Raw genomic sequence first — 21,875 nt, forward strand, 5'->3', positions numbered from 1 at the left:
TTCAGGCTAGGATCACTCCGAGGTCGCCGCTTGGCGTCCCGTTATTGGGGGAACATATGAATACTTTGCGTAGCGCCGGAGCGGCCCTGCCAGCCGCCGCTCGGATCGTCCACACCAAACATGCGCTCATCCTGCTGGTGCTTGCCGCACTGTGCTCGGTGCTCATTGCGCCGGTTGGCGCCGCTCCGGCAATGGCCGGGACCGGACCCATCGGCGGCATTAAGCCCATGTCGTTAGGGCCCGGGCGGATCTTTGACTCACGAAAGTCGTCCGGACCCGTGCCCGGCGGCGGGTCGATTTCCTTCGATGTCCCCGGCAAGAACGGGTTCCCCGCGAGCACGCAAGCGGTGGTCCTGAACATCACAGCCAGCGACGGCACCGCAGCGGGGTTCCTCACCGCATATCACTCGGGCGTCATGGCGCCGGGCACCTCCAACGTCAACTACGGGCCGGGGCAGATGGTGGCGAACCTGGCCATCGTGGAGGTCGGCGCTACCGGGCAGATCACCATCGCGAACATCTCGTCGGGAAGCGTGCAGATCACGGTCGATGCCCTGGCGTATTACGACGTGTCCGGGATCTCCGACGCCCCGGGCTCATACCAGGCCGTGGCGCCCAAGAGGCTCCTGGACACCAGGACCTCCTCGGGTCCCGTTGCCGGCGGCAGAAGCGTGCCGCTCCGTCTGGGAGGAACCACCGGGGTTCCGGCCAACGCTGCGGCGGTCGTCGTGAACCTCACGGTGACGCAGCCGACGTCGTTCGGATTCATCACCGCCTACCCGACCGGCACCCCAAAACCGAACGTCTCGAACCAGAACTACGCAAAGGGCCAGACCATTCCCAACCTTGCCGTCGTGCCGGTGGGTTCTGACGGCACGGTGACCATCGCAAACACCTCATCCGGAAAAGCACACGTCATCGCCGACGTCGTCGGCTACTTCCTGCCGGGAACCCCGACCACCTCGGGAGCGTTCGCCGGGATCGCCCCGGCACGCTTTCTCGACACCCGAACCTCCCGCGGTCCGGTTGGCAGCGCCTACACCGTGCCGGTCCAGGTCGCAGGAGTCAAGGGGGTACCGAACAACGCCACCGGCGTCTGGGTCAATATCACGGTGACCGAACCGACAACCTTCGGCTACGTCATGGCACGCGGCTATCAGGCGGCATGGCAGGACGCCTCCAGCCTGAACTTCGACCGCCGGCAGACGATCGCCAACATGGCCTACGTGCCCATCGGAGAAGGCGGCAAGATTGAGATCCAGCCCCTCCTCCAACAGGTACCGCGCGCCGAATTCACACACCTGATCGTCGACGTCTTCGGCTACACACTCCCCTAGCCCTGTGAGCTGCGCGGCGCGGGCACCCCGCCCCGCGTCACGCAGCGCAGAGTTTCGAAATGGCTATTTCGGCACGACGGCGGATTCACGCCGTCGTGGATCCCGGAGTGCCCCAAAAGCATGCACTGCGTGACGCGGGACTGGGGCCGTGGGCCGAGCCGCTACTCCGGGGCGGCGGGGCGCAGGGTTTCGAGCAGCCGGTCGATCACGCCCGCGTCCTCGATCGTGGACGGCACCACGTAGTCGTCTCCGTCGGCGATCTGGCGCATGGTCTTGCGCAGGATCTTGCCCGAACGGGTCTTGGGCAGCGCCTCCACCACGGTGACGTGCTTGAAGTCCGCCACGGCCCCGATGTCCCGCCGGACCAGGGCGATCAGGTCCCTGGCCAGCACGTCCTCGGGAACGTCCACACCGGATTTGAGGACCACGTAGCCGCTGGGACGCTGGCCCTTGAGCGGGTCGGCGAGGCCCACCACCGCGCATTCGGCGACCGCCGGGTGCTGGCCGATCACCTGTTCCATGGCGCCGGTGGAAAGCCGGTGTCCGGCGACGTTGATGATGTCGTCGGTGCGGCCCATCACAAAGACGTAACCGTCCGCGTCCCGGTAGCCGGAGTCGCCGGTGGCGTAGTAGCCCTCGAATGCCTGCAGGTAGGAGGAGATGTAGCGTTCGTCGTTGCGCCACAGCGTGGTCAGGGTGCCGGGCGGCAGCGGCAGGCCCAGCACGATGTTGCCTTCCGTGCCGGCCTCGACGTCAGCGCCCCCGCCGTCGACAATGTTGAGCCGGAACCCGGGCATCGGGACGCTCGGCGAGCCGGCCTTGATCGGCAGCTCGGCCACGCCGCGCGGGTTGGCGCAGATGGCCCAGCCGGTCTCCGTCTGCCACCAGTGATCGACCACCGGGACGCCCAGCACCCGCGAGGCCCAGTGGAAGGTGTCCGTGTCCAGCCGCTCGCCGGCCGCGAACAGGGTCCGCAGGCTGGAAATGTCGTAGTTGCCGACAAGCTGGCCCTCGGGGTCCGCCTTCCGGATAGCCCGCAGCGCGGTGGGGGCGGTAAACAGCACGTTGACCTTGTGGTCCTGGATCACCCGCCAGAACGCGCCGGCGTCGGGGGTTCCCACCGGCTTTCCTTCGTACAGCACCGTGGTGGCGCCGGCGAGCAGCGGCCCGTACACAATGTAGGAGTGGCCCACCACCCAGCCGACGTCCGAGGCCGTCCACATGACGTCCCCAGGGCCGACGTCGTAGACGTTTTCCATCGTCCACGACAGGGCCACGGCATGGCCGCCGTTGTCCCTCACCACGCCCTTGGGCGAGCCGGTGGTGCCCGAGGTGTAGAGGATGTACAGCGGATCCGTCGCCTTGACATCCACCGGCGCGGCCGGCGCGGCGGAGGCCATCTCGGTGTCCCAGTCGAGCCACCCGGGGTGGTCGGCCGCCATGGACTCCACCGTGGCGGTGAAGCCGTCCCGGGCCTTGACCAACACCGGGGTCCCGGGGGCATCAGCCAGGTCGAGGGCCTCGGCGACGGCGGGCAGGTATTCGATCCGGCGCGAGGGCTCGATGCCGCCGGTCGCCGTCACCACCGCCGCCGGGGCGGCGTCCCGGATCCGGGCGGCGAGCTCCTTGGGAGCGAAGCCGCCGAAAACCACCGAGTGCACGGCGCCGAGCCGCGCGGTGGCCAGCATCGCGATCGCGGCCTCGGGGATCATCGGCATGTAGATCACCACGCGGTCACCCTTGCCGACCCCGCTGCGGCGCAGCACACCGGCGAACCGGGCCACGAGCTCCGTCAGTTCCGCATACGTGTAGCTCTGCCGGGTGCCCAGCATGGCGGAGTCGTAAATGAGGGCGTCCTGCCCACCCCGGCCTTCGGCGACGTGCCGGTCCAGGGCGTTGTAGGACGTGTTCAGGACACCGTCGGGAAACCAGTCATACAGCGGCGCCCGGCCGGGATCGAGGGCCTGCTGCGGCGGCTTCGACCAGGAGATCCTGCGCGCGGCCTCCAACCAGAACTCCTCGGGGTGATCCAGGCTGCGTTCGTAGGCGGCCCGATAGCTCTTGGTGACCATGGCATTCATCCTGTCCACGACGTTGTGTTGCTGCCCATGGTAGACCGGGGCAGACCGGGCGGACAAGAGCCATGTATACACAGCTGAGCAATTTTCTAGGTTCAGGCAGCAATTGCTGGGCAAAGTGACCCTTCGTGTATACACTGTTGATGTTCCACCACGACTGTTCCACCCGCTAAGGCCACCACCGAAGGAGGCAGGATGCGCGCCAGCGACAAGGCCTACGAGGCCCTGCGCGAGGACATCATCGAGTGGCGCCTCCTGCCCGGAACCGTGCTCGCGGAAGTGGAGCAGTCCGAGCGGCTGGGCATTTCACGCACGCCGCTGCGGGAGGCCCTGAGCCGGCTCACAGCCGAGGGACTGACGACGACGGGCGGTCGCGGCGTCGTCGTGACCGACATTTCCCTGGACGACATCGACGAACTGTTCGAACTGCGCGAAACCCTCGAAGGCAAGGCCGCCGCCCTGGCCGCGGAGCGCGGCGATCCGGCGGTCTTCGATGCGCTGCGGCGCGAACTGCTCCGGGCCCCGGAACTGATCGGCGGGCAGGATCCGGCCCTGCACGACTACTACGGGCTGGTGGGACGGCTGGACGCGGCCATCGATGCCGCCATCTCCAACTCTTACCTCGCCCAGGCCATGCGCAGCCTCCGCGTCCACCTCGTGCGCGTCCGGCGCCTGGCCGCCGACGACGCCGACCGGCTCACCGCCGCCGCCGCTGAACACGCCGCGATCGCCGAGGCGATCGCCGCCGGCAATCCGCGGCTGGCGGAGGCCGCCACCACGCTTCACCTGCACCGCAGCCTTTCCCACGTCAAAGCCACGCATACACCTCAGCAAAAGGAGCACCATGGTTAAGGAACACCACGTCCGCGTCTACAAGAGCGAGGAAAACCTGGGCCGCGAGGACCAGCTCGCCTACAAGATCGCCAAGGTCGCCGCCGATCCCGTAGCCGTCACCGATGAGGTCACCGATATGGTGATCAACCGGATCATCGATAACGCCTCGGTGGCGATCGCGTCGCTGAACCGTGCCCCGATCGTCGCGGCCCGGGCGCAGGCGCTGACCCATGGCCCCAGCACCGGCGGCAAGGGCGCCAAGGTCTTCGGCATCGAGGAACGCGTCTCCCCCGAATGGGCTGCCTGGGCCAACGGCGTCGCGGTCCGCGAACTCGACTACCACGACACCTTCCTGGCCGCGGACTACTCGCACCCGGGAGACAACATTCCCCCGATCCTGGCCGTGGCCCAGCACGTCGGCTCCGACGGCCAGGACCTGATCCGCGGCATCGCCACCGGCTACGAGATCCAGGTCAACCTGGTCAAGGCCATCTGCCTGCACAAGCACAAGATCGACCACGTGGCGCACCTCGGCCCCTCCGCCGCCGCCGGCATCGGCACCCTGCTGGGCCTCGACGTCGAGACCATCTTCCAGTCCGTCGGCCAGGCGCTGCACACCACCACCGCCACCCGGCAGTCCCGCAAGGGCGAGATCTCCACCTGGAAGGCCCACGCCCCCGCGTTCGCCGGCAAGATGGCCGTCGAGTCCGCGGACCGTGCCATGCGCGGGCAGACCTCCCCGGTGCCGATCTACGAAGGCGAAGACGGCGTGATCGCCTGGATGCTGGACGGCCCGGACGCCTCCTACGAGGTGCCGCTGCCGACGCCCGGCGAGGCCAAGCGCGCCATCATGGACACCTACACCAAGCAGCACTCGGCCGAATACCAGGCGCAGGCCTGGATCGACCTGGCCCGCAAGCTCCACGGCGAACACCCCGAGGTCACGGACCCGGCCAACGTCGATTCCGTGCTGATCAAGACCAGCCACCACACGCACTACGTGATCGGCTCCGGCGCCAACGATCCGCAGAAGTACGATCCCACGGCCAGCCGGGAAACCCTGGACCACTCCATCCCGTACATTTTCACCGTCGCCCTGCAGGACGGCACCTGGCACCACGTGGACTCCTACGCCCCGGAACGCGCCGGCCGTGCGGACACCGTGGAACTCTGGCACAAGGTCACCACGGTGGAGGATCCGGAATGGACCCGGCGCTACCACTCCCTGGACATCGCGGAGAAGGCTTTCGGCGGCACCGTGGAGATCACGCTCAAGGACGGCACCGTCATCACCGATGAGATCGCCGTGGCCGACGCCCACCCGCTGGGCGCCCGGCCGTTCGCGCGGGAGCAGTACGTCAACAAGTTCCGCACCCTCGCCGCCGGTCTGGTGGACGACGCGGAAATCGAGCGCTTCCTCGCCGCGGCCGCCCGGCTCCCCGAGCTCGGCGCCGGCGAGCTGGACCAGCTGAACATCAAGGCTGCCGACGGCGTGATCGACCTCGCCGCCGCACCGAAGGGACTTTTCTGATGCTGTACTCGAAGGTCACTCCGGAGCAGAAGCGGGTCCGGTTCCGCGAACTCCTCGCATCCGGCACGATCCAGCAGTTCCCCGGCGCATTCAACCCGCTCTCGGCCCGGCTGATCGAGGAGAAGGGCTTCGCCGGGGTGTACATTTCCGGCGCGGTCCTGGCCAACGACCTGGGGCTGCCGGACATCGGGCTGACCACCCTCACCGAGGTGGCCACCCGCGCCGGGCAGATCGCCCGGATGACGGGCCTGCCGGCAATCGTCGACGCCGATACGGGCTTCGGCGAGCCCATGAACGTGGCCCGTTCGGTCCAGGAACTCGAGAACGCCGGCCTGGCCGGCTGCCACATCGAGGACCAGTTCAACCCCAAGCGCTGCGGCCACCTCGACGGTAAGAACGTGGTGGACCTGGACACCGCCACCAAGCGGATCCGGGCCGCGGCCGACGCCCGGCGCGACCCGAACTTCCTGATCATGGCCCGGACGGACATCCGTGCCACCGACGGGCTCGAGGCCGCACAGGAGCGCGCCAAGGCGCTCGTGGAGGCCGGTGCGGACGCGATTTTCCCCGAGGCTATGAAGGATCTGAGTGAGTTCCAGGCCATCCGCGACGCCGTCGACGTCCCGATCCTGGCCAACATGACCGAATTCGGCCAGAGCGCCCTGTTCACCGTGGAAGAGCTGGCCGGCGTCGGGGTCAATATGGTCATCTATCCGGTGACGCTGCTCCGTAGTGCCATGGGCGCTGCGGAGCGTACTCTGGAATCGATTAAGGCCGACGGAACTCAGGAGGCACAGGTTGGAAGCATGCTGACCCGTGCGCGTTTGTACGATCTTGTTGACTATGAGGCTTACAACCGTTTTGACACTGGAGTGTTCAATTTCCAGATCCCCGGTAAGTAAGCCCACACAGAACCACCGGCTCGTGCCGGTACAGGAGTCAGAGACAAAGGAGTTTCAGCATGGCTGAACAGGACATCAAAAAAGGCCTCGCCGGTGTCGTAGTTGACTACACAGCGGTCTCCAAGGTCAACCCGGACACCAATTCATTGCTGTATCGCGGCTATCCGGTGCAGGAACTGGCCGCCAAGTGCAGCTTCGAGGAAGTCGCGTACCTGCTCTGGAACGGCGAGCTGCCCACCACGGACCAGCTGGCGGAGTTCACCGCCAGGGAGCGTGCCGGCCGCGCGCTGGATCCGGTGATCAAACAGGTAATCGACGCCCTGCCCACCACATCGCATCCCATGGATGTCTGCCGGACGGCGGCCTCGGTCATGGGGGCACGGCACCCGCTCGAGAATGACTCCTCGCGCGAGGGCAACCTGGCAAAGGCCGTTGATCTGTTCGCGGCAATGCCGGCCGTGGTGGCCTACGACCAGCGGCGCCGGCGCGGCCAGGACGTGGTGGAACCCCGCGAGGATCTGGGCTACGACGCCAACTTCCTCTGGATGACCTTCGGCGAGGAGGCCGTCCCGGAAGTAGTCGACGCGTTCAACGTTTCCATGATCTTGTACGCCGAGCACTCCTTCAATGCCTCCACCTTCACGGCCCGGGTTATCACGTCCACGCTGTCGGACCTGCACTCGGCCGTGACGGGCGCCATCGGCGCCCTCAAGGGCTCGCTTCACGGTGGAGCCAATGAGGCCGTCATGCACACCTTCGACGAGATCGGCATCAGGCCGGAGGAGTCATTGGAGGACGCCCACGTCCGGGCGAAGGCCTGGATGGAGGACGCCCTGGCCCAGAAGAAGAAGGTCATGGGCTTCGGCCACCGCGTCTACAAGCACGGCGACTCCCGCGTGCCCACCATGAAGTCGGCGCTGGACAAGATGATCGCCCATTATGGCCGCCCCGAACTGTTGGGCCTATACAACGGGCTTGAGACCGCGATGGACGAGGCGAAGGGGATCAAACCGAACCTCGACTATCCAACCGGCCCCACCTACCACCTCATGGGCTTCGACACCGCCACCTTCACTCCCCTGTTCGTCGCCAGCCGCATCACCGGCTGGACAGCGCACATCATGGAGCAGCTGGATGCGAACTCCCTGATCCGCCCGTTGAGCGAGTACAACGGCGTCGAGGAACGGCACCTGGCTTAGCAGGCTCTGCCGCACATCAGCCCGGCACCAAGCAAAGAAAACGCGGACCGGTCACCCCCCAAAAAAAGGTGACCGGTCCGCGTTGGTCTGTGCGCGTAATTTCTGCCCGCGTTTGTACTGCCTGCAGTCTTGCGCCTGCCGTGTAGTGCCTGCGGCGCTGAGCCTGCGGCGTTTCGCCTAGCCGGCCTTGATTTTCAGCGAGGTGATCATGCGCTTCGCGTTCACGTACTCCGGGGTCTGCATGTAGGCCTTCGCAGCTTCCAGCGAGGGGAAGGTCTTGGCGCCCTGACGGTTTCCGTTCTGTTCAGTGCCGCCGCTGTTGACCTGGACGGCGTCGGCAAAGTAGTAGAAGGGCGACTCTGCCGGACCACTGACCACGTTGTAGAACATGCAGGACTTTCCGTCCTTGCCGGCTGCACTGCCCGCGATGCCGTACGAAGCGGTGACGCGGCCCGCTTCCAGAAGGGCACGGAAGGCAAAGTGGGGCGTGATGGTGTCAGCGGCGGCAGTGTTGTGCGGTAACGACAACTCCATCGAGTCCAGGACGCTGTAAGGTACGGGGTTCTGGCAGGCGCCGCCGAGCCCGGCACCGGACGGTCCGTAGTGGAGTGACGCCACCACCATGCCCGAGGCGTCCGACACGTCGACGTCGATGTTCGGCGCCGCGCCAAGGCCTGCCGGCGTTGCTAAAGTCCATCCGGCAGGATAGTCGAAGCTCACTTTCCCGTTTGTGCTCGTGTAAGTCTGCCATTTCTCCGTTGCCGGCGCCGCCGGTGTCGTGGCGACTGCCGACGACGACCCCGCCGTCGCAGACGGCGTCGCAGTGGCTGTTTCCGTTGCCGTTGCGGTGGCCGACGGCGCGGCTGCGCCGCCCTGTCCGGCGGCCGGTGACCCGGAGGGGCCGCAGGCTGTGGAGCCGAGCAGTAGGGCCGTGGCTAGGGCCGCCACCGCGGCCTTCCGGCGCCCGGGGAAGCTTTTGGAGGGCTTCGCGGGGGAATGCGGCGCGGTTTCCTCAAGGCTGAAAGCAGCTCCTCCAGTGATCCTGTGGTTGGTCGATTCCATGTGATTCCCCCGTTGTGCTGTTGGTGCTTGAAGTTGTGTGTGCGGATGGTTCCCGCAGGCTACCGGCAACCCCGGTGCACTGCTTGTCAACCGGGCCGTCCTGGCTGATCGGGTGACGGCGGGCTGGTCCCCCTGCACAAGGTGGCCACCCCGCCGCTTCTCGAAAGCCTTATGCCGGCATCCTGAGGCTGACAATCATGTTCTTGAGCTTCTTGTACTCGGGTGTCCCCATGTAGGCCTTAGCCTCCGTGAGGCTTTTGAACACTGGCTCGTCAGCACCCTTGGAAGCCCTGTCGGCGAAGATCAGTGAGCCCCTGGGCGCGCCGCTCACCACGGAATACATGAGGCAACTGTCCGTCAGTTGGCCGCTGGACTTGTCCACCAGACCAACCTGGTAGCTGAAGCCCTTCCCGATCGAAGTCTGGTCCAGCACCCGGTAGGAGAACCGGACTCCGGCATCGAAGGCCCATTGTTCAGTAAGGGACGTCGACGCTGTGTCCAGTTCGGTCGCCTTGTACTTCTCCGGACCGCACGCCCCTCCGAGGCCGGCGCCCGCACCGTAGTAGAAGCTCGCTACCTTGTTGCCGGTCTCGTCTGAGACCTGGATTCCCGAGGCGGGAACGTCCGGGGTGCCTGCAGGCACGTCCTTTGCGGTCCATCCGACGGGCAGATTGAACGAGGCATCTGCTGCTGCGCTCGTGAAACGCGTTGATGTTGGCGTCAACGAAAGCGAAACGAGCATGCGCTTGATGTCCTGGTACTCCTGTGTCTGCATGTACGCCTTGGCCTCGGCAACGGAAGCAAAGGTCAGGGGAGCGTCCTCACCGTCAGCGGTGAGCCACAGGGCATCCCCGAACTGTGCGAAAGGCACGTCGTCCGGGCCCAAGATACTGTTGTACAACGCGCACGTGGTGGTGTCCGGAGCCAGATCCATGTCAGTCAGCGCCACGGATCCATAGACTTTGTCACCTTGGATGATCCGAAAAACAAACGCCGACGGGCCCCGGGGACTTTCCTTGAGCTTGTTCGCCTTTTGCGGGATATCGAGAACCACCGAGTCGAGGGTGGAAAACGGCTTGGGAACCGGGCACACGGGTCCTCCCGCTCCGTCGTAGACCAGGCCCAGGGTTGATATCTTCTTGCCCTCTGAATTCCTCACCTCAACGGTGTTGAAGAAGCCACCATTAATTGTTTTCGGCGTCTGGGAGACGGTCCAACTGGCGGGGAGTTCAAACGTGGCCTGGCCGGTCGCGTCAGTGAAGGTAGTCCAGGCCGCCGGAGCGGATATTGCCGGGGGTGTCGGTGTCGCCGACGGCGTCACGGTCTCTGAGGTGGTCGCGGAAGCCGTCGGGAACGCAACCGCCGTGGGAGCAACGGTGCCCGCCGGCTCGGGGGCGGTGGTCAGTGCCCCCAGGTTCGTTGCGACCAGTACGCCGGCGGTGACCGCTGCCGCGGTCAGCGTCAGCACGCCGGCCAGCCTGGCCCGCCGGTGCTTCCGGTCCGCGAGGGAGGAGACATTGAGCGGCAGGCGATCGCTAAATTCGCCGGGCTCGGCGAGCATCCGCCGCAGTGCTGCCTCGCCGTCGGGCACGGACGGATCGTTGTGCACGGGGTCCACCGCGGAAATCATGTTCTTGATCGGATCCATCTCAGGCACCCATCTTCTGTGTCATGGTGTCAGCACTGACCGGCATTTGCTTGCGAAAAGCGGCCCGGGCCCGGTGCAGCCGGACCTTGGCGGCGGACTCGCTGCACTGCAGCACGCCCGCGATGTCAGCGATACTCAATTCATCCCAGTAGGCGAGCTGGAGTATGTCCTGGTCCTTTTCGCGCAAACCGGCCAAGGCGTCCTGGACCGCCACGTTGTCCGAGTCGTCACCGAACCGGACAACGGCCGCGGAGCGCAGCTTGTCCTGCAGCGCCTGCTGACGGTCCCGGCTCCGGTATGCGTTCCCGATCAGATTGCGGGCCACTGTCAGAAGCCACGCCGTATCCGTCCGCGGTGCGTCATCCCATTTCTGCCAGACCACGCGGAATACGTCCGCGGCGAGTTCCTCCGCCAGCTCGGCTGATTCCACCCGCCGCCGCACAAATTTGTAGACCAGTGGGTAACTGTCTTTGTGAATGGCGATAAATGCCAGTTCGCGCTCCGAAAGCACGCATCCCCCAAGTATGTTGTGTCCGAAACTGCTGGATAACTGTATAGTTTCCGGCCGCCCGCTAGGGGTTACACGCCCCGCAAAGAATATTCCGCAGAGGCCACGGTCTCGTTGTCATCGTTCAGGGTGATGACGGCTTCCACCGTGCCTTCCCCCAAAGCCAGCGGCAGCCAGTGCCCGGCATCCTGCCACATGCGCGCCAGCGGCAGGGCCGCGACCTGGAACCATTCCGGGATCATTTCCTGGCTTTCGACGGGTTCGCCAGACCAGCGGCGCGTGGTGAAAAGGCTCGTGGACATGTTCCATTCCGGCCGGGCGGGAAAGACGAATTCGATCAGCCCGGCAACGCGGAGGTCGTCTTCTGTGACCACGATTCCGGCTTCCTCAAAGACTTCGCGGCAGGCGGCCTCGGCGTCGGACTCCCCCGGTTCCACGTGGCCGCCCAGCCCCACGATCTTTCCGACTCCGAACCCGGTCTTCTTTGTACCGAGGAGGACCTGCGTGCCGACAGCTCCGTCGCGTAGCAGGAAGCACAGAGTGACAGCTGTCGAGTTCATGAATCCACCCTAGCGCCAGCCCCCGGGGCCGGCGGTGCCACGCCGCAGGCGTGCCTCGGCGCGGATTTAGCCCAGGGCGCGGGGGTGCGCGGCGGCATAGATCTCCCGCAGCGTATCGGCCGTCACCTGCGTGTAGACCTGTGTGGTGGTCACTGAGGCGTGTCCCAGCAGTTCCTGGACCACGCGCACGTCGGCGCCGCCCTCCAGCAGGTGGGTGGCAAAGGAGTGCCGCAGGGTGTGCGGTGACACGTCTTTGGTGATGTTGGCTTTGTCCGCCGCAGCCTTCAGGATGGTCCAGGCGCTTTGCCGGCTGATCCTGCCGCCGCGGGCGTTCAGGAACAGCGCCGGGGTGCCCTTGCCCTTGGCGGCCAGCAGGGGCCGCCCGCGGACCAGGTAGGCGTCCAGGGCGCGCGCCCCATAGGATCCCAGCGGGACGAGGCGTTCCTTTGATCCCTTGCCGAAGAGCCGGACGATTGCCGGGCCACCGCCTTCACCTGCCTCCCGGGAGGTCTGCAGGGAGATGTCGTCAACATCCAGGCCCACGGCTTCGCTGATGCGGGCACCGGTGGAATAGAGGAACTCGAGCAGCGCACGGTCCCGCAGGCCGGTTGCCGTGTCCGTGTCGGCCGCCTCGAGGATCCTGGTGACCTCGCCGACGCTGATGGCTTTCGGCAGACGTTTGCCGGGCATGGGCGGGTGTACATCGCTGGCGGGGTCGGTGGGTGTGACGCCTTCGAGCGCCCAGAATTTGTGGAGGCCGCGCACGGCCACGACGGTGCGCGCCGCGGACCGGACGCCCAGGGAGGAGCCGCCGTCGGAGCCGTCGGAGAGCGCCTGGACGAATCCGGTGACGTCGTGGCGGATGACCTCCGACGGGCGCTGGCGTCCCGACCGGGCGAGGTGGCTCGCGTACCGGGCCAGGTCACGCCGGTAGGCCGCGAGGGTGTTTGCCGCGAGTCCGCGTTCCACGCTCATGTGCTGCAGGTAGTCAGTCACTGCGCGGTCAATCGCGGTGAGCGGCCGCGCGGGCGGGCGTTCGGGAGCGGCTGACGCCGCCGGGGCCGGAGGTTGCACGGGCGCCGGTGCGGGGTCCGGAAGTTGCGCAGGGTCCGGAAGTTGCGCAGGGGCCGCCGGATCCAGCCTTGGGGGTTCGGCGATCAGCGCGTCGGTCATCGGCGCTGGCTGGGATGGGCGGGCCAGGGCGCGTCGGCCGGGCGGAGGCTTTCGAAGTTGTCGGCGCGGGCGGCGGCTGCGGCCAGCACGCCGACGACGGCGGACGGGTTGTGCAGGCGGCCGTCCAGCACGGCCTGCACGGCTTCGTCCAGCGGGGTCCAGTGCAGTTCGATTTCGGCTTCCTCGTCGGTGCGTACGTGCCGCTCGTGCCCTGGCACCTCGCTCAGGCCGCGGGCCAGGTAGATGCGGATGGCTTCGCTGGAGGATCCCGGGGAGTTGAAGAAGTCCGCCAGCACGTTCCAGCGGTCCGCCACGAGGTCCGCTTCCTCGGCCAGTTCGCGGGCCGCGCCGATGACGAAGTCCTCTCCTTCGACGTCGAGCAGCCCGGCGGGGATCTCCCAGAGGTCCATGCCGACGGGGTGCCGGTACTGCCGGAGCAGCAGCACGTCGCCGGCGTCGTTCATGGGGAGAATGGCCACCGCGCCGGGATGGTCGATGTAGTCCCGGACCAGGGTGTCGCCGTCGTCGTTGAGCTGGAAACTGTCGCTGACGACGTCCCAGATCCTGCCTTCGTAAACCTTCCGGGAAGACAAAAGACGGCGCGGGCTCGGCTCATCCGAAACCTGCCGTGCAGCATTGGGGGTCTCAGACATACCGGGCATCGCGCCGTCCTTTGATTCAGTTGGAAATTACTTGGACACTGCTGCCGACGAGGGCTTGGGCGCAGCGGCCGGGGCATCGGCCTTCGCACTGCCCGTCTTGGCGCTGGCGCTGATGGTGGCAGCGGGCGCAGAGTCGGCGGCCTGCTGGTGGCCCAGGGCGGCCTTGATCAGGCCCGCGAACAGCGGGTGCGGGCGCGTGGGCCGCGAGCTGAGCTCGGGGTGCGCCTGCGTGGCCACGTAGTACGGGTGGACGTCGCGGGGAAGTTCCACGAACTCGACCAGCTTGCCGTCGGGCGAGGTTCCGGAGAAGCTCAGGCCCTTGGCGGCAATCTGCTCGCGGTACTTGTTGTTGACCTCGTAGCGGTGCCGGTGACGTTCGCTGACATTCGTGGCGCCGTAGGTTTCGGCGACGACGGATCCTTCGTCCAGTTTGGCCTCGTACAGGCCCAGGCGCATGGTGCCGCCGAGGTCGCCCTTGCCGTCAACGATGTCCAGCTGCTCTTCCATCGTGGCGATGACCGGGTACTTGGAATCCGGCTCGAACTCGGACGAGGACGCGCCCTCGAGGCCAACCACGTTGCGGGCGTACTCGATCACCATGCACTGCAGGCCCAGGCACAGGCCCAGGACCGGGAGCTTGGTTTCGCGGGCATACTTCAGGGCGCCAAGTTTGCCTTCGAGGCCGCGGATGCCGAAGCCGCCCGGAACGCAGATGGCGTCAACGCCGGCCAGGGACTGCACAGCGCCCTCGCGGGTTTCGCATTCGTCCGAGGGGACCCAGCGGATCTTGACCTTGGTGTCGTTGGCGAAGCCGCCGGCGCGCAGGGCCTCCGTGACGGACAGGTAGGCGTCCGGCAGGTCGATGTACTTGCCCACGAGCGCGATCTCAACCTCGTGCTTCGGGTTGTGGACGGCGTCGAGCAGCTTGTCCCAGCTGGTCCAGTCCACATCCTTGAACGGCAGGTCCAGGGCGCGGACGATGTATGAATCCAGGCCCTGGGAGTGCAGGGTCTTCGGGATGTCGTAGATGCTCGGGGCGTCCGGGCAGCCGATCACGGCGTCGATGTCGACGTCGCACATGCGGCCGATCTTGTCGCGCATGGGCTGCGGGACTTCGCGGTCCGAACGGATCACGATTGCCTCAGGCTGGATGCCGATGGAGCGCAGCGCGGCAACGGAGTGCTGCGTCGGCTTGGTCTTCAGCTCCTGCGAGGGGCCGATGTACGGCACGAGGGAAACGTGGAGGAAGAAGACATTTCCGCGGCCGATGTCCTGGCGGACCTGGCGGGCGGATTCGAGGAACGGCTGGGACTCGATGTCCCCCACCGTGCCGCCGATTTCGGTGATGATGACGTCCGGGGCGTTCTTGCCCTCGGCGGGCAGCCGCATGCGCCGCTTGATCTCATCGGTGATGTGCGGGATGACCTGGACGGTGTCGCCGAGGTATTCGCCACGGCGTTCCTTGGCGATGACGGTCGAGTAGACCTGGCCGGTTGTGACGTTGGCCGATCCTTCGAGGTTTTCATCGAGGAAGCGCTCATAGTGGCCGATATCCAGGTCCGTCTCGGCGCCGTCGTCGGTAACGAAGACTTCGCCGTGCTGGAAGGGATTCATCGTGCCCGGATCCACGTTCAGATAGGGATCGAGCTTTTGCATTGTTACAGACAGACCGCGTGCCCGCAGGAGGTGGCCGAGGCTCGAAGCCGTCAGTCCCTTACCGAGCGAGGACGCTACACCACCGGTGACGAAGATGTGTTTGGTCGTCTTGGACGAGCCCGGGAACCGGGAATTTACACGAGAGTTTGATCGCTGCACCACGGGGTTTGAGCTTATCATCAATTCGGCCTTCCACGGGCTCCCTGGCGGGATCCCGATGTGATTGTTGTCCTAGCAGCGGCACCTGCGGAACTCCGTGCGGAAGTCCCGGCGAACCCGCCTAGATTTGCGGCAGGAGTTTGGCGTCGTCCAGCAACTCCTGGGCGTGGGCCTGCGCCGACTCCGAGTCCTCCTGGCCGGCGAGCATGCGGGCCAGCTCGCGGACGCGCTCGGCCTCGTCCAGCAGCTGCACGTCGCTGGAGGTGAATCCCGTGGCGGTGGCACCGTCGGCGCCCCGCATGGAGGTCTTGGTGACCCTGATGTGCTGGTCCGCGAACGCGGCCACCTGCGGCAGGTGGGTCACCACAAGGACCTGGACGTGCCGTGCCAGCATCGCCAGCCGGCGGCCGATCTCGACGGCGGCCCGGCCGCCCACGCCGGCGTCGACCTCGTCGAAGACGAACGTCGGGACGGGATCGACGGCGGCCAGGACCACCTCGATGGCGAGCATGACGCGGGAGAGTTCACCGCCCGAGGCGCCCTTGCCCAACGGCCGGGCCGGCGCACCCGAGTGCGGCTGCAGCAGGAACGAGATGTCATCTGCCCCGAACGGTCCCAGCTGGCCGGCGGGCTCGAGGTTGATGACCAGGGTGGCATCGGCCATGGCCAGCGCCTTCAGCTCCGCACTGACCCGTGCGGAGAGGTCCTTCGCGGCCTTGGTGCGCACCTTGGTTATCGCGGAGGCCTTCTTCTTGAGCTCGGCCTCGGCCCGGGTCACCTCGGCTTCCAGCGATTCGATCCGGGTGGAGTCGTCCTGCAGTTCCTCGTACCGGGTCCGGGCTTCCTCGGCCCAGACCAGCACCTCGTCGATGCTCGGCGCGTACTTGCGCACAAGCTTGGCCAGCGCGGCCCGGCGGTCCTCGATCTCTGCCAGCCGTTCCGGGCCCTCCGTGTCCAGGGCGGCCTGGTAGCTGGCGAGCTCCGCGGCGATGTCGTTGAGCAGGAAGCCGACCTCGGCCAGACGCGCCGCGGCTGAGCCCAGCTCCTCGTCGTGTTCGGCAACGTGCTCCAGGGTGCGCTTGGCGGCGTCCACCAGTGTGGTGGCGTCGGCATCTTCGCCAAAGTCCTCGGCGATGAGCGCCTGGTGGGCGGTACTGGCCGCGATCCGCAGTTCCTCGACGTTGGCCAGCTTCACTGCCTCGGCCTTCAGGGCGTCGTCCTCCCCCGGCTGGGGGTCCACGGCGTCGATCTCGGTGAGGGCAACCTGCAGCGACTCGGCCTCGCGGAGGCGTTCACGGGCGGCGCTGCGCAGGGAGTCCAACTCGGCCTGGCTGGCGTGCCAGTGGGCGTAGAGGTCCTGGTAGGCGGCCAGCGTTCCCGCGAGGCTGTCGCCCGCGAATTTGTCCAGGGCGCCGCGTTGCGCCACCGGGCTCTTGAGCCGGATCTGGTCCGACTGGCCATGCACCACCACAAGGGTTTCGCCGATTTCGGCGAGCACGCCGACAGGCGCGGCCCGTCCGCCCAGATAGGCGCGGCTGCGGCCGTCCGCTCCGACGCTGCGGGCAAGCAGCAGTTCAGCACCGCCGTCGAACTCCTCGACGTCGGCGCCGGCCTCGCGGGACCGGGCGATGGCGGCGTGCCCGGCGTCGAGCTTCAGCACCGCCTCCGCGGAGGCGCTCTTCGCGCCGCTGCGGACCGCTCCGGCGTCGGACCTGGCACCGAGGAGCAGTCCGACGGCGGTGACCACCATGGTCTTGCCGGCTCCGGTTTCACCGGTCACGACGCTGAGGCCCGGGCCCAGCGGCAGGGTGGCGTCGGTGATGACGCCGAGATCGCGGATTCGCAGTTCTTCAAGCATGGTTCACTTCTCGGTTGAGGGATCTGGCGATGGATCGGGCCCGTCGCCGGGTCCTGCGTCGCCGGGTCCTGCGTCGTGCGGCGAGGGCAGCGGCGGCATGGGGCGGGGCGTGCGGATGATCGGGACGGGTCCGGTGTGGATGGCCTTGGCCTGCGGCATGGGGCCGCGCCAGCCCTGGATGGGGAGCTGGAACTTGCGCACGAGCCGGCCGGAGAAGGGGGTCTGGTGTGTCCTGGCCAGCCGGACGGGCGTGGCGGAGCGGGTCACTTCTACGCGCGCGCCGGGCGGCAGGTCCACCGAGCGGCGGCCGTCGCACCACAGGACGCCCTGGGCGTCGGTACGGTTCAGGATCTCGACGGCGAGCCGGGACCGGGGAGAGACCACGAGCGGCTTCGCGAAGAGGGCATGGGCGCTGATCGGCACGATCAGCAGGGCCTCCACTTCGGGCCACACGACGGGGCCGCCGGCGGAAAACGCGTACGCCGTGGATCCGGTGGGCGTGGCCAGGACCACGCCGTCGCAACCGAAGGAGGTCAGGGGGCGTTCGTCGACTTCCGTGACCACCTCCAGCATCCGTTCCCGGTTGCCCTTTTCGATCGCCGCCTCGTTGAGGGCCCAGGTGTGCCAGATCTTCTGCCCACGGACCCAGACCTGGACGTCGATCGTCATGCGCTCCTCCACCGTGTAGTCACGGCTGGCGATCCACTCGACTGTCTGGGCGAGGTCGGCCCGCTCACTTTCGGCAAGGAACCCCACATGGCCCAGGTTCACTCCGAGCAGCGGCACGTCGACTTCCCGGACCAGCTCGGCCGCGCGGAGGATGGTGCCGTCCCCGCCCAGCACCATGACGAGTTCCACCTCGGGCAGCTTCACGTGGTCGTGCAGTACCTCCACGGGGTGGTCGAGCCGGCCGAAGAACCGGACCATGTCCCCGAGCTCGTTTTCCTGCAGCACCGGGACCAGGCCGGACTCATGCAGCAGGGCGCACGCCTCCCAGGCAGCCTTGAGGGATTCCTCGCGCCCTGTGTGGGCAAGGATGAGGACACGCCTGCTCATCGGGTTCCGCCTTCTGGTGGTTCTAGTGGTTCGGCCAGATTGTTCCGAGCAACGCAGCAACGGCTGCGTCCCGCTCCTCGATCTTAGGCGGGACTTCCGACATCGCGCGTTTTATCCACAGGAAGTATTCGACATTGCCGTCCTGTCCCGGCAGCGGGCTTTGGGCGAGGCCCCGCAATTCGAGGCCCGCGTCCACGGCGGCGGCAGCCACCTTGGTCACGGCGAGCCTGCGCTCCCGCTCCGAGGTGACCACGCCGGTCCGACCCAGCCGGTCCTTGCCGATCTCGAATTGCGGTTTGACCATGAGGACAAGGTCACCACCGGGCACCGTGCAGGCGGCGAGCGGTACCACCACCAGGGTCAGCGAGATGAAGGACAGGTCAGCCACCGTCAAAGCGGCCGGTCCACCGATTTCCCCTGGCGTCATGTACCGGACATTGAGACCCTCGTGGACGGCAACGCGCGGGTCGTGCCGGATTTCCGGGACCAGCTGGCCGTGCCCGACGTCTACGGCCACCACGTGGGCGGCTCCGCGCCGCAGCAGCACATCCGTGAACCCGCCGGTCGAGGCACCGGCGTCGAGGCATCGTTTGCCGGCGACTTCGACGGCGGGAAAGGCATCCAGCGCGCCGGCCAGCTTGTGCCCGGCCCGGCTTACGTAGCCGTCCTCTGCGGAGGCCCGCACGTCCAGCGCCGCGTCATCCGGGATTTGCTGTGAGGCCTTGGCGAGGATCTCGCCGCCGGAGCTCACCTTGCCCTCGGAGATGAGCCGGGCGGCATGCGTCCGGGACCGTGCCAGCCCCCGGCTGACAAGTGCCTGGTCCAGCCGGCTCACGCTCCCCCGTCCCCTGCTGCATGGATGCGGCGTGCCGCGCCGGCGTGGCCGGCCACGTCCTCGTTCAGGGCCTCCAGCAGGGCATCGTGCATGCCGGCATAGACTTCGCCGTGTCCGGACACCGGCGCCTGCCGCACGGCCGCGAGGCGGTCCAGCACGGCACTGACGGCCGGGTCCTGGACGTGCTGCAACGACAGATCGGGCCAGGCGACGCCGGCCTCTGCCGGGGCGCCAGCCTCAGCCGCCTCGTGAGGCTCGTGGGTTGGATCCTGGTTTGGATGTGGGTTCAGCTCTGGGTTCAGCTCGGTCATAGGTCCAGCCTAGTGATCGAGCCACTCGAGGACCGGGGCCAGCGCGCTGGTGGTCTCGGGGTTCGCGGCCCACCAGGCCGAACAGGCGGCACGCCATGAATCGAGGTCGGCGGGGTCGCCGCTGATGTGGACGGACTGCCCGCGCACGATTGCCGAGGCCGTGCCGCTGCTGTACCGCCCGGCGTCGTGCTCCACGGCAGGGTACGGCGCGTACAGGCCGGTGAGGTCATTGATGAGGAAATCCGGGCGCTCCATGGACCGGGCGGCGAGGATCGATTCCCTGGTGTCCACGCCGGTCAGCACAGCCACCGTGGCGAAGCCGGCGTTGTTGCCGCCCAGGATGTCGGTGTCCAGGCGGTCACCGACGACCAGCGGCCGGTCGGCGGACAGCCGCTTGGCGGCCGTGTGGAACAGCGGTGCCTCGGGCTTGCCCGCCACGATCGGGGTCTTGCCGGTCGCGGCCGCAACGGCCGCCACAAGCGTCCCGTTCCCCGGGGCAATGCCGCGCGCCTGGGGAATGGACCAGTCCGTGTTGGTCGCCACCCAGAGGGCGCCGCCGGCCACGACGTACGACGCCTCCGCGAGGTCTTTCCACCCGATGTCCGGGCTGAAGCCCTGCACGACGGCGACCGGGTTGTCCTCCGCGCCGCGGACGGGAACCAGGCCCACCAGCTCAATTTCCTGGGCCAGCGCGGCGCTGCCGGTGATCAGCACGTGCGACCCGGCAGGCAGCATCGAGGCCAGAAGCGCCGCCGCCGCCTGCGAGGAACTCACCACCTGGTGATCCTCGGCAGGGGCTCCGAGGTCGCGCAGGTGTTGCGCTACCTGCGCCGGGGAGCGGGAGGCGTTGTTGGTGACGTAGCCCAGCCCGACGCCGACGCCGGCGAGCCGGCGCAGCGATTCCACGGCCCCGGGGATGGCATGGGGGCCGGCGTACACCACGCCGTCGAGGTCAGAGAGCAGGGCATCAAACGTGGCGATCAGTGCGGTGTCGCCCATGCGGCTAGTCCTCGGCCCGGTCATGCCGGGCGGCCTCGGAGTCGTCCAGGAGTTCCTGATCCGCTTCGGCCTCTTGGGCCTCCGGTTCGCCGCCGGCGTTATCGAGCACTTCTGATTCACTCAGCACGTCGGCTTCCACCGAATCCTGGTCGGACTCGGCGTCGTCGGACTCGAAGTAGTCCCCTTCGGCGTCGTCGGCGTTATGGTCGATAACGCTGTGGTCGATGGCGCTGTGGTCGATGGCGCTGCCGTCGGTCGCATTCAGGCCGGTCGCCTCAGCTGCGGCGCCGGTGGTTTCCGCGGCGGCAGCAGCACCGGCGGCACGCGGGGCGCGCTCTTCGGTGCCGGCGTGCGTGTCGGCGTTCTCCTGCTCACGGAGCCGGCGCTGCCGGTTCTCCTCACGGGCTTCCTCTTCCTCGTCCCAGCCGAGGTCGATGATGTCAGGGTCCTCGTCCTCCCCAAGGCCCAGTGCGTTTTCGGCCACGACGGCCTGGCGCTGCCACTTCTCGGCCTCAGCCGCACGGCCGGCTGCCGTCAGCGCATCAGCGTACGCGCGGAACAGCCGGGGGCTGTAGGAAAAGGCCCGGTTGATGTCCAGCAGCGGGATCTCCAGTTCGGAAACCGCGGCGTCGAACTGCCCGAGGTCGGTGCGGGCACCGGCTGCCACGATCGCCAATTCCACCTTGCCCGGGGCGTCGAGATCCTTGGCTTCCTCGGATCGGGCCATGTCCAGGGCACGGTCCGGGCGGCCGAGGCCCCGCTCGCAGTCGGCCATGACCGGCAGGTGCATGTTGGAGCCACTGATCCGGCGGTAGGTGCGGAATTCCCGGAGGGCTTCACCATAGTGGCCGGCCGCGTAGGCGGTCAGGCCGACAGCTTCGCGGACGGACGCAAGGCGTCCACCGCGGCGGCTCGCTGCCAGGGCATGCTGGAAGGCAAGCTCAGGTTCCTCGTCAAGGAGCCGTCCGGCCATGACAAGGTGGCGGGCCACCCATTCGGCGCTGGTGCCTTCGAGGGTCTTGATCTGGTGCTGGGTGGCACGGTCAAGTTCCTTGCCCGTGACGTCCTCGTCGATCTGGGGTGAACGCTCCCGGTCGGGACGGTTGGCGCTGCGGAGATCGCGCGCGTTGGGTACGCGTACCGGACGGTCCTCGGGACGGTCGCGACCATACTGGCGCGGACCCGACTCGCCACGGTCGAAGCTGCGTGCGGGACGGTCCTCGCGGCTGCCGAACGGCTTGCGGTTATCGCCGGCGCCGTAGGGCTTGCGGTCACGGTCGCCGCCGCCGAAACTGCGCTGGCCGCCACCCTCACGCGGAGCACGATCACCATAGGGCTTACGCTCGCCACCACCGCTGTACGGCTTACGATCGCCATAAGACGGACGGCTATCGCCACCGAAGCTGCGCTGGCCTCCACCTTCACGCGGGGCACGATCACCGTAAGGCTTACGCTCACCGCCGGCGCCGCCGCTGTACGGCTTACGCTCACTGCCCCCGAAACCACG

Annotated in this window: 19 protein-coding genes; 5 read left to right on the top strand and 14 right to left on the bottom strand. The window is 67.4% G+C overall.

Annotated features, from left to right (window positions below):
- The first annotated feature begins 56 nt into the window (after positions 1-56).
- Positions 57-1,337 (top strand): hypothetical protein, encoded by a 1,281-nt coding sequence (locus tag AC1DDO_RS18795; RefSeq protein WP_476972482.1) that lies wholly within the window; start codon positions 57-59, stop codon positions 1,335-1,337.
- A 161-nt stretch (positions 1,338-1,498) separates the two neighbouring features.
- On the opposite strand, the gene AC1DDO_RS18800 is transcribed toward AC1DDO_RS18795, so the two are convergent.
- On the bottom strand, positions 1,499-3,409 hold the full coding sequence (locus AC1DDO_RS18800; protein WP_476972497.1) for an AMP-binding protein: 1,911 nt from the start codon (positions 3,407-3,409) through the stop codon (positions 1,499-1,501).
- 201 nt (positions 3,410-3,610) lie between these two features.
- Here AC1DDO_RS18800 and AC1DDO_RS18805 point away from each other — a divergent pair, with 201 nt between their 5' ends.
- From AC1DDO_RS18805 to AC1DDO_RS18820, 4 genes are read left to right on the top strand one after another with little or no spacing between them, the layout of a single operon-like run.
- Positions 3,611-4,267 (top strand): GntR family transcriptional regulator, encoded by a 657-nt coding sequence (locus tag AC1DDO_RS18805; protein ID WP_476972483.1) that lies wholly within the window; start codon positions 3,611-3,613, stop codon positions 4,265-4,267.
- Positions 4,260-5,780 (top strand): MmgE/PrpD family protein, encoded by a 1,521-nt coding sequence (locus tag AC1DDO_RS18810; RefSeq protein WP_476972484.1) that lies wholly within the window; start codon positions 4,260-4,262, stop codon positions 5,778-5,780. Before AC1DDO_RS18805 ends, AC1DDO_RS18810 begins: the two co-directional genes overlap by 8 nt.
- Positions 5,780-6,682, top strand: coding sequence for a methylisocitrate lyase (prpB, locus tag AC1DDO_RS18815; RefSeq protein WP_476972485.1), 903 nt, complete (start codon positions 5,780-5,782; stop codon positions 6,680-6,682). Before AC1DDO_RS18810 ends, prpB begins: the two co-directional genes overlap by 1 nt.
- Before the next feature lie 59 nt (positions 6,683-6,741).
- Complete coding sequence (locus AC1DDO_RS18820) at positions 6,742-7,881, top strand: bifunctional 2-methylcitrate synthase/citrate synthase (protein WP_476972486.1); 1,140 nt, start codon at positions 6,742-6,744, stop codon at positions 7,879-7,881.
- Between the two features lie 177 nt (positions 7,882-8,058).
- Here the strand turns inward: AC1DDO_RS18820 and AC1DDO_RS18825 are convergent, their stop codons facing one another.
- From AC1DDO_RS18825 to AC1DDO_RS18885, 13 genes are all read right to left on the bottom strand, one after another.
- Positions 8,059-8,943, bottom strand: a complete 885-nt coding sequence (locus tag AC1DDO_RS18825) for a hypothetical protein (protein ID WP_476972487.1) — start codon at positions 8,941-8,943, stop codon at positions 8,059-8,061.
- 169 nt (positions 8,944-9,112) lie between these two features.
- Positions 9,113-10,600 carry a hypothetical protein gene (locus AC1DDO_RS18830; RefSeq protein WP_476972488.1) on the bottom strand — a complete coding sequence of 496 codons (1,488 nt, stop codon included), beginning with the start codon at positions 10,598-10,600 and terminating at the stop codon, positions 9,113-9,115.
- Positions 10,593-11,102, bottom strand: coding sequence for an RNA polymerase sigma factor (locus AC1DDO_RS18835; protein WP_476867992.1), 510 nt, complete (start codon positions 11,100-11,102; stop codon positions 10,593-10,595). Before AC1DDO_RS18835 ends, AC1DDO_RS18830 begins: the two co-directional genes overlap by 8 nt.
- Before the next feature lie 68 nt (positions 11,103-11,170).
- Positions 11,171-11,659 carry an 8-oxo-dGTP diphosphatase gene (locus AC1DDO_RS18840; RefSeq protein ID WP_476972489.1) on the bottom strand — a complete coding sequence of 163 codons (489 nt, stop codon included), beginning with the start codon at positions 11,657-11,659 and terminating at the stop codon, positions 11,171-11,173.
- Positions 11,660-11,725: 66 nt separating this feature from the next.
- Entirely contained in the window at positions 11,726-12,832 is a 1,107-nt protein-coding gene (gene xerD, locus AC1DDO_RS18845) for a site-specific tyrosine recombinase XerD (RefSeq protein WP_476972490.1), read from the bottom strand.
- Positions 12,829-13,494, bottom strand: a complete 666-nt coding sequence (locus tag AC1DDO_RS18850) for an NUDIX domain-containing protein (RefSeq protein ID WP_476867990.1) — start codon at positions 13,492-13,494, stop codon at positions 12,829-12,831. The genes xerD and AC1DDO_RS18850 overlap by 4 nt, the downstream gene beginning before the upstream one ends.
- Before the next feature lie 27 nt (positions 13,495-13,521).
- Entirely contained in the window at positions 13,522-15,330 is a 1,809-nt protein-coding gene (locus tag AC1DDO_RS18855) for a CTP synthase (RefSeq protein WP_476972491.1), read from the bottom strand.
- Between the two features lie 100 nt (positions 15,331-15,430).
- The gene (recN, locus tag AC1DDO_RS18860; protein WP_476972492.1) at positions 15,431-17,167 is read right to left on the bottom strand and encodes a DNA repair protein RecN; all 1,737 of its coding nucleotides are present in this window, start codon (positions 17,165-17,167) and stop codon (positions 15,431-15,433) included.
- A 3-nt stretch (positions 17,168-17,170) separates the two neighbouring features.
- A complete protein-coding gene (locus tag AC1DDO_RS18865) occupies positions 17,171-18,223 on the bottom strand; it encodes an NAD kinase (protein WP_476972493.1) in 1,053 nt (350 codons plus the stop codon).
- 22 nt (positions 18,224-18,245) lie between these two features.
- Positions 18,246-19,058: a TlyA family RNA methyltransferase gene (locus AC1DDO_RS18870; RefSeq protein ID WP_476867986.1), complete on the bottom strand. Its 813-nt coding sequence runs from the start codon at positions 19,056-19,058 to the stop codon at positions 18,246-18,248.
- Positions 19,055-19,369, bottom strand: a complete 315-nt coding sequence (locus AC1DDO_RS18875; RefSeq protein ID WP_476867985.1) for a hypothetical protein — start codon at positions 19,367-19,369, stop codon at positions 19,055-19,057. The genes AC1DDO_RS18870 and AC1DDO_RS18875 overlap by 4 nt, the downstream gene beginning before the upstream one ends.
- 9 nt (positions 19,370-19,378) lie before the next feature.
- Positions 19,379-20,368 carry an HAD-IIA family hydrolase gene (locus tag AC1DDO_RS18880; RefSeq protein ID WP_476867984.1) on the bottom strand — a complete coding sequence of 330 codons (990 nt, stop codon included), beginning with the start codon at positions 20,366-20,368 and terminating at the stop codon, positions 19,379-19,381.
- Positions 20,369-20,372: 4 nt separating this feature from the next.
- Positions 20,373-21,875, bottom strand: a 1,503-nt coding sequence (locus tag AC1DDO_RS18885) for a hypothetical protein (RefSeq protein WP_476972494.1), incomplete at its 5' end; no start/stop codon positions are given.

The organism is Arthrobacter sp. 10N43 (genome assembly GCF_056394525.1).

What these genes read in the sequence shown, in the direction of transcription:
- AC1DDO_RS18795 (WP_476972482.1), top strand. Translation starts at nt 57, where the DNA reads ATGAATACTTTGCGTAGCGCCGGAGCGGCCCTGCCAGCCGCCGCTCGG.
- AC1DDO_RS18800 (WP_476972497.1), bottom strand. Translation starts at nt 3,409, where the DNA reads ATGGTCACCAAGAGCTATCGGGCCGCCTACGAACGCAGCCTGGATCAC.
- AC1DDO_RS18805 (WP_476972483.1), top strand. Translation starts at nt 3,611, where the DNA reads ATGCGCGCCAGCGACAAGGCCTACGAGGCCCTGCGCGAGGACATCATC.
- AC1DDO_RS18810 (WP_476972484.1), top strand. Translation starts at nt 4,260, where the DNA reads ATGGTTAAGGAACACCACGTCCGCGTCTACAAGAGCGAGGAAAACCTG.
- prpB (WP_476972485.1), top strand. Translation starts at nt 5,780, where the DNA reads ATGCTGTACTCGAAGGTCACTCCGGAGCAGAAGCGGGTCCGGTTCCGC.
- AC1DDO_RS18820 (WP_476972486.1), top strand. Translation starts at nt 6,742, where the DNA reads ATGGCTGAACAGGACATCAAAAAAGGCCTCGCCGGTGTCGTAGTTGAC.
- AC1DDO_RS18825 (WP_476972487.1), bottom strand. Translation starts at nt 8,943, where the DNA reads ATGGAATCGACCAACCACAGGATCACTGGAGGAGCTGCTTTCAGCCTT.
- AC1DDO_RS18840 (WP_476972489.1), bottom strand. Translation starts at nt 11,659, where the DNA reads ATGAACTCGACAGCTGTCACTCTGTGCTTCCTGCTACGCGACGGAGCT.
- xerD (WP_476972490.1), bottom strand. Translation starts at nt 12,832, where the DNA reads ATGACCGACGCGCTGATCGCCGAACCCCCAAGGCTGGATCCGGCGGCC.
- AC1DDO_RS18850 (WP_476867990.1), bottom strand. Translation starts at nt 13,494, where the DNA reads ATGCCCGGTATGTCTGAGACCCCCAATGCTGCACGGCAGGTTTCGGAT.
- AC1DDO_RS18855 (WP_476972491.1), bottom strand. Translation starts at nt 15,330, where the DNA reads ATGATAAGCTCAAACCCCGTGGTGCAGCGATCAAACTCTCGTGTAAAT.
- recN (WP_476972492.1), bottom strand. Translation starts at nt 17,167, where the DNA reads ATGCTTGAAGAACTGCGAATCCGCGATCTCGGCGTCATCACCGACGCC.
- AC1DDO_RS18865 (WP_476972493.1), bottom strand. Translation starts at nt 18,223, where the DNA reads ATGAGCAGGCGTGTCCTCATCCTTGCCCACACAGGGCGCGAGGAATCC.
- AC1DDO_RS18875 (WP_476867985.1), bottom strand. Translation starts at nt 19,369, where the DNA reads ATGACCGAGCTGAACCCAGAGCTGAACCCACATCCAAACCAGGATCCA.
- AC1DDO_RS18880 (WP_476867984.1), bottom strand. Translation starts at nt 20,368, where the DNA reads ATGGGCGACACCGCACTGATCGCCACGTTTGATGCCCTGCTCTCTGAC.